The organism is Holospora undulata HU1, assembly GCF_000388175.3.
GTDB classification, from domain to species: Bacteria; Pseudomonadota; Alphaproteobacteria; order Holosporales; family Holosporaceae; genus Holospora; species Holospora undulata_A.
This window is the reverse complement of sequence record NZ_ARPM03000185.1, coordinates 1-6,416: the sequence shown is the minus strand read 5'-3', so window position 1 is coordinate 6,416 and position 6,416 is coordinate 1. Positions and strand designations below refer to the sequence as shown.

Annotated in this window: 6 protein-coding genes, 1 tRNA gene and 1 pseudogene; 4 read left to right on the top strand and 4 right to left on the bottom strand. The window is 36.6% G+C overall.

Annotated elements, in window-relative coordinates; all coding sequences use genetic code 11:
• Positions 1–370: 370 nt before the first annotated feature.
• Positions 371–952, bottom strand: coding sequence for a nucleoside/nucleotide kinase family protein (locus K737_RS05700; protein ID WP_023492465.1), 582 nt, complete (start codon positions 950–952; stop codon positions 371–373).
• Positions 953–975: 23 nt separating this feature from the next.
• Positions 976–1,410, bottom strand: a complete 435-nt coding sequence (locus K737_RS05695; RefSeq protein ID WP_023492463.1) for a rubrerythrin family protein — start codon at positions 1,408–1,410, stop codon at positions 976–978.
• Positions 1,411–1,595: 185 nt separating this feature from the next.
• Between K737_RS05695 and K737_RS05690 the strand changes: the two genes are divergently transcribed.
• From K737_RS05690 to K737_RS10625, 4 genes are all read left to right on the top strand, one after another.
• Positions 1,596–1,668 (top strand) — tRNA-Phe (locus tag K737_RS05690).
• A 14-nt stretch (positions 1,669–1,682) separates the two neighbouring features.
• Complete coding sequence (locus tag K737_RS08495) at positions 1,683–2,405, top strand: triose-phosphate isomerase (protein ID WP_081731192.1); 723 nt, start codon at positions 1,683–1,685, stop codon at positions 2,403–2,405.
• A 157-nt stretch (positions 2,406–2,562) separates the two neighbouring features.
• Positions 2,563–2,754, top strand: coding sequence for a hypothetical protein (locus K737_RS05680; RefSeq protein WP_006303868.1), 192 nt, complete (start codon positions 2,563–2,565; stop codon positions 2,752–2,754).
• 291 nt (positions 2,755–3,045) lie between these two features.
• Complete coding sequence (locus K737_RS10625) at positions 3,046–3,408, top strand: hypothetical protein (RefSeq protein WP_152531114.1); 363 nt, start codon at positions 3,046–3,048, stop codon at positions 3,406–3,408.
• A 612-nt stretch (positions 3,409–4,020) separates the two neighbouring features.
• Here K737_RS10625 and K737_RS05675 read toward each other — a convergent pair.
• On the bottom strand, positions 4,021–5,802 hold the full coding sequence (locus tag K737_RS05675) for a hypothetical protein (protein ID WP_006303869.1): 1,782 nt from the start codon (positions 5,800–5,802) through the stop codon (positions 4,021–4,023).
• 414 nt (positions 5,803–6,216) lie between these two features.
• Positions 6,217–6,416, bottom strand: a pseudogene (locus K737_RS05670) (hypothetical protein); the annotation flags it as partial.

Below are 6,416 nucleotides of genomic sequence, written 5' to 3'. Positions count from 1 at the left end.
ATCTTGTGGATCAGCGCAGGATGCTGAACCTTTCGCTGATCGATCATACTAAGTACAGAAGGTTCATTTGCATTAAACATTGTTGTTTATTTTTAATAAAATAGCCTCTCTTTCGGATCTTTAAAAGACCCTTCAAAAAAGTGAGGGGGAGTATGATTTCTGATAACGTACGCATAATATTTTCGCCCCAAAGTCCACACTCCACTACCGCGATCATCGATTTTTCTTTACCTCAAACTCAAAAAGCCTTTACACTATATGAAACCCTGTGATACCACGCTGCTTTAATCCCTGTAAAGATTGAAAAACATAACAGTTTCACTTTAACGGATCCTAAAAAACTCGTTTAAAAGACTAGCTACGGTATTTGTTAAGAAAAATCCGTGTAATTCAACGCTATAGTACGAATATTTCTTACAACCTCTTCAAGAGGAGCACTAGCATCCACAACCCATTGACATTGCTGACGTTGTTGTTCCCAATAAACAGCAAACTGGGGCAAAGCCTCTTGGTCTAAGCGCTTGGCCACGTATTCTTTGCTATCTCCTCTATTAAGCATCCTTTTTACCCGCTCTTCTTGAGAAAGCTCTAGCCAAATTCTGACATAGCGTATACGCGGATCAAAAACAGAATCTTTTCCAAAAACCCAGGGGGTAATAAACCGAGAAATATTTTTCTTTTTTCCTTCCTCAAGGGTGGAATAGGGAATCGCATAAGTATGTTCGTAATATTTTGTATGAAGTGCAAACTTTTTTTCTTGAAACATCTTATTGTAAATCTCAGAATTTACAAAACAATACTCTCCATCTAAATCAGAAGCTCTTTTAGGGCGAGTAGTTACCTTTAACACGGTCTGCATTTCCCCTAACTTAGAAACGCCTTCTGAAACAGCTGTCTTACCGGCTCCTGTTAGTCCTGATAAACATAATATTAAGTATAAGTATTCTTTCACTATATTTAACTTTCCTTTTAAAACTACTTTTCTGTTTTTAATTGATTTAAAGCTTTTTCAAAACCTGCAGCATGAATTCGTTCTGCTTTTGCCAACACGTCAAACCAATTAGCTATTTCTTCAAATCCTTCCTCCCGAGCGGTTTTTGCCATACTCGGATACATATCTTGGTACTCGTAACGCTCTCCAGCAGACGCTGACTCTAAATTTTCCTGAGTAGAACCAATAGGAAGATCTGTTACAGGATCTCCAACGTCAGACAAAAAATCTAAATGACGGAAAGCATGAGCAGTCTCCCCACGAGCTGTAGAACGAAACAACTCTGCCACACTAGAAACTCCCTCTCTGTCTGCCCTTAAGGCAAAATATTCGTACCGTCGATTTGCTTGAGATTCTCCTGCAAAAGCAGCCTTTAAGTTTTCATGAGTTTTTGAATTTTTTAAGGACTTTTCAGACATTTGACTAACCAAACAATTATCCTATATTTTTTTATTGAAACAAAACATTAATTCCCTGTCAAGAGCTTTAAGTTTAAGAAAAAGCTATTCAAAAAATTAATTTTTGATTTATGAAAAAAATATTTTTAAGTTACTTGAAAGCATGTTGACATTACCAACTAAACTCGGTAGAATCTCTTCCTATGGCCCAGGTAGCTCAGTTGGTAGAGCATAGGACTGAAAATCCTTGTGTCGCTGGTTCGATTCCTGCCCTGGGCACGTTTTTTTTAGATATGAAATACTTATTGATCGGAAACTGGAAATCTCAAGGAAGCTTAGAAGAGATTCATCAATTTCTTTCTACGGTAGGACGTCTTTCTATACCCGAAAATGTGCGCCCAATTTTGTGTCCGCCTTTTGTTTATTTAGACCTTGTGAAAAAAAGATTGCCCGCTGGGTACGGTCTGTGTGCGCAGACTTGTGGTGTTTTTCCCAAAGGAGCCTTTACTGGAGAAGTCAACGCCAGCATGATTCAAGACATCGGGTGCGGATATGTGTTGATTGGACATGCAGAACGGCAAGAGTCTTTAGATGTATTAGAAAAACAGATGGAGCGCGCTTGGGAAGCAGGCGTGGTACCTATTTTTTGCCTTGGGGAAGAAGCGCCTTCTGCGTGGTATAGTCTTGCGAAAAAAATTTCTTATCTTTCTTCATTGCCTTCTTCAGCTCTTTTTTACGTTGCTTATGAACCTATTTGGGCTATCGGCGGAAAAACGCCTCCGTCTTGTGGGTATTTATCGCAAGCGTTTCAGTATCTAAGGGCTCATTTAAAACACGCCCAAGGGTTTATTTACGGTGGCGGAGTGCGCCCAGAAAATTTAAAGGAGATTTTAGATCTTAATATGCTTGAAGGCATTCTTGTTGGACAATCCAGCTTTCAGCAAGCGATATGGACGATGCTTTTAGCGATTTTAGAAACCCACGGAAGAGCGCAGCAAAAAATGACGACTCGCTGAAAAATGTTTTTTAAAATCAATTTCATTAAAAGTTTTTACGAAAAGGAGAAGTTTTTGGAAATTTAGATTAATAAATTAGTTTTTTTGTTTTGGTTAGAAAGATTTTACAATTTTTTACTATAATCGTAACGAATAGCCAACACAACAGAGCCGAGATATGAAATTTTTTAACAAAACATTCCAAACAATATTAACAAAAATTTTAGGAGCGTCTTACATTTTAACAATTCTTTCAACCAATCTTCAAGCAGAATGTAACTGCAAAGATAAAATGGGAGACAAAGTTCCCTCATTTTCGGGCATGATGGTTGATGATTTGACTGCTCCAGATAAAGTTAAAAACGCTTAATATGTGTGCACGACTATCTAAAATTTTTTTTCAACACGTAGATGATAGACTTAAGTGTAGGGGGAATCCACCCCCCAGAAGGGTAAGACGGGTGATTCTTTTATTCAGAAAACTCAGATTAATCAGGACAGAAAATCCAGGCATGTATAGCTAAAACAGTATAAAAAGATTACGAAAGATGGAATTGAAATAAGAGATCAGTTAAGCAAGGCAATGTTCTTCTTATATGTTTGGCTTGGGCCCATTTTTTCTAAATATACCAAAACAAACTGAACGTGTTGGACTAATGCGTTGAAAGTTGTCATTACGCGATCGACAAGATCCATGGCGATGCTGTCCCAGGTTTGGTCAAAAACTTACTATATAAGGTTCTTGATCCAAGATCAGGGGAATGCTAGGCGCCTTTGGATAAGCGTCTTTCAGCGGATCAAAACGTCTTCAAGGTTTTTAAGGAACACCACCTGTCAAATCCAAGGCTCCCATCAGGTGCGTGTGGTCGTTGTGGAAATGGGGTGCCTGACAGGTGATTTTCGTTGCCATGGTAGGGGGCATGTCATCACCAAACAGGATAGTCCGGCGGTATTGTCATCACCGTTGAATAAACGCTTCCTGCTTGGCTGCCTTTGCGGGCCGTGCTGCTGGCTTTTTAAATAAAAAATTATGGGCGCGCAACGTCTTGCCTTGAATCGTCTACGCAATGCCTCAAGAACATAAGCGCAGGTATCGCTTACTTTCATATACGACGTTGTGGCTTTCCAAATGCTCGATAAGTTCCGCTGTTCGTGAAATATTCAGCTTGCTTACAGAGCCCCTGCTTGACACCATTAACTTTTGATCTTCCTTATACTCCTCGACTGATCGTCAATCAGAAGAGCCTCAGCAATTTGACAATAGCTCCAACCCTTTGTCGGATAAAAAAACTGCCTTAATCCTATCTTCTACGCGTCGGCTCTTAACGCAACACGATCTTCTTTCAGAAAGTTTTTGCATAAGAAAAGTCACTAACACATAAAATTAAACTTTTCAACAATTTTATTCAGCATGAGTATAAACTAAATTTCAACGCTACGCTATTTCGTGGTTCTTTAAAATATCTAATTCAACCTAGATTACTATACCAATCATTTTTTTAAAAAAGCACGCGGCTTCTTTATCTGCATAATGTTTTTCTTAAAATTCATCGCCCTTATCTGGCTCTTTTTACAGCATTTACGGGCGATTTATCAAAACCTACACTTGCTATTTGATCTCCCTCAAAAACCCCCTTTATCGCAAAGACTCTGAATTTAAATGAGAGTGTAAGTTCAGTTGTCTCAAAACTTCTTCAGATACAGGATTGCGCGAATACATTGCTCTTTCTTTTAAGTCACGAAGATCACTCTTACTAAGGTTGGGAACCTCTTCTTTAAAATTTAAAGCATCTAAAACTTTTCTTGTGAGATCAAAATTCTCGGAAAGTAAAACTCCATCTTTTAAGAAATTAACAAAATCAATTTCCTTAAGCTTACCCACACTTTCCCTTAGATCGATGGATTGAGCAGCACAGTTAGCGGAATCGAAATTTTTTGAAGTTACTATTGCGCTTAACAAACAGCAAAGACTGCCATCATCAAATTTTTCTACTAGTCTTTTCAAGTCTAGGCGACTTAAAGCTTCTACAGATAAAGGACTACTCGATTTCACAATTTCTTTCATTAATAAATTAAGACGAAAATTTTCAAGATCAAGATGATAAGGTGCTTCTTGAAAATTCATTGCATTAAGAATCCTCCTTCCAAGACATAAATCTTTCGAATTCAAGGTGCTTACTAATAAATTAGGAAAATAATATTGTTCTAATTTTCCTACTCTTTCTTCAAGATTTACGGATCGAAAAACGCAATCAAAAAAATCGGATTTTCCAGAAATCAGAAATCCTCTCAGTAAAAAGTCAAAACTACCATCATCGAGCTCGGTCACTATTTTTTCAAAATCTGTAGTCTTCAAAATTTGTTTAACGAGATCAGAATTATTTGAAGACAAAACCCTTCTCATAAAATCAGCAAAACCATAATTGTAACCGCCAAAACTGTCCACAATTTTTTTTAGATCTATAGCTTGAAAAGCTTCCTTAGCAAGCTCAAAATTTTGTGCATGAACGATGGTAGATACCAAAAAAGAACAATCGATCCCCTCTAGCTTATCTGCTACTTCTTTTAAATCTATACTTTGTAAAGCTTTTTTTGCAAGAGAAACATTTTTTGAACGCAAGACAGAACGTATCAAATCCATGAAATCTTCATTACTGAAAGTAAGTTTTGATCCCTGGAAACTTGAATAAGAAACGGCCGTTCTTGTGCCATCACAATCAATTAAGTACAGCACTCCAGCGCCTTCAGCGTTGTTGTTATGAGCTAAAGTCTGAAAAAGCTTTTTGGTAATACCATGCTGTTTCAAAGTGGATGAAAACTCCCTCACTCTTTCTTTTAAATCACAAGCTTGAAAAACTTCATCAGAAAAATTAGCTTCTTGCGAAGATAATACAAAATCTAAAAAATTAACAAAATCACGCCCAGAAAATTCACTGATCTTTTCCTTCAAATTTACTGTCTTCAGAACTTCCTTAGCACAATCGGAATTTTTTGAAAGCATAATACCGCGCACAAAATCAACAAAATCATTATACCTAAATTGTTTTATTCTTTCTTTTAGGTTAACTAAGCCTGAAACTCCATCTAAAAACTTTTTAGCAAGCACACAATCATCTGAGAATAAAATTCCATTCATTAATGAACAAAGATTATCATCAGCAAGATTATTAACTTTTTGATTGAATGTCGAATCACGTAAGGCCTGGTCAGCAAGATCATAGTTACCCGAAAATAAAATCTCTTTTACCATACGGACTGTCTTATACCCTTCAACTTCTTTTTTACTCTCCTCATCCCCTTGTCTTTCTTCAAAAGTTTTTTGATCTTTGCTTAACCCATCCATGCAAAATCCAGACAGAGGAAAACACTGATTTACTCCCCCTGCAAAAAAAATGTAAAAAAGTATTTTTTTTTTCACAACTCAATCCTTAACTGATTTCCACAGTGTGAATTATAAAAAGCGATGAAGACATTGTCAAGATTTCGAAAGTAAAAATTTAAAATTTTAGATATATAAAAGTGAATATAATATTTTTCTATATGAATTTTGTAGTAATACAAATAATTTATCATTTTTTGCAAATGACTTGTGATGCTCGCGCTCAAGCTGGAAAAAATTTATTTATCTACAGGACCTAGAGGAAATCTTTTCCGCACTTGCTTTCGTCACGTCATGCTTTGGAGATTTTTTTTACACTTAAGCCTAAAATGAAATCACCTGATATACAAACACAACAAAAACCAAATTAAGAGAATACGAATGAAAAATTCCTTAAATAACCGAAAAACGAGAAAATTCCTGGTAAAAAAATCTGTTAAAAGGATTTTCTTTTTATCCTAGATCAATAGGCTGTGTACTCAACGTAAGCCAAAGGACAATTGAAGCCAAGCGAATGGCGCTAAAAAAGTTTACAAACCTTTTATCATAGCGTGTGGCAATGGTGCGGTATTGCTTTAAGTTTAGAAAAAAATTCTCGATCAAATGACGGAATTTAGTAAAGATATTTTTCATAATGCTCCAGGGGGCACGGC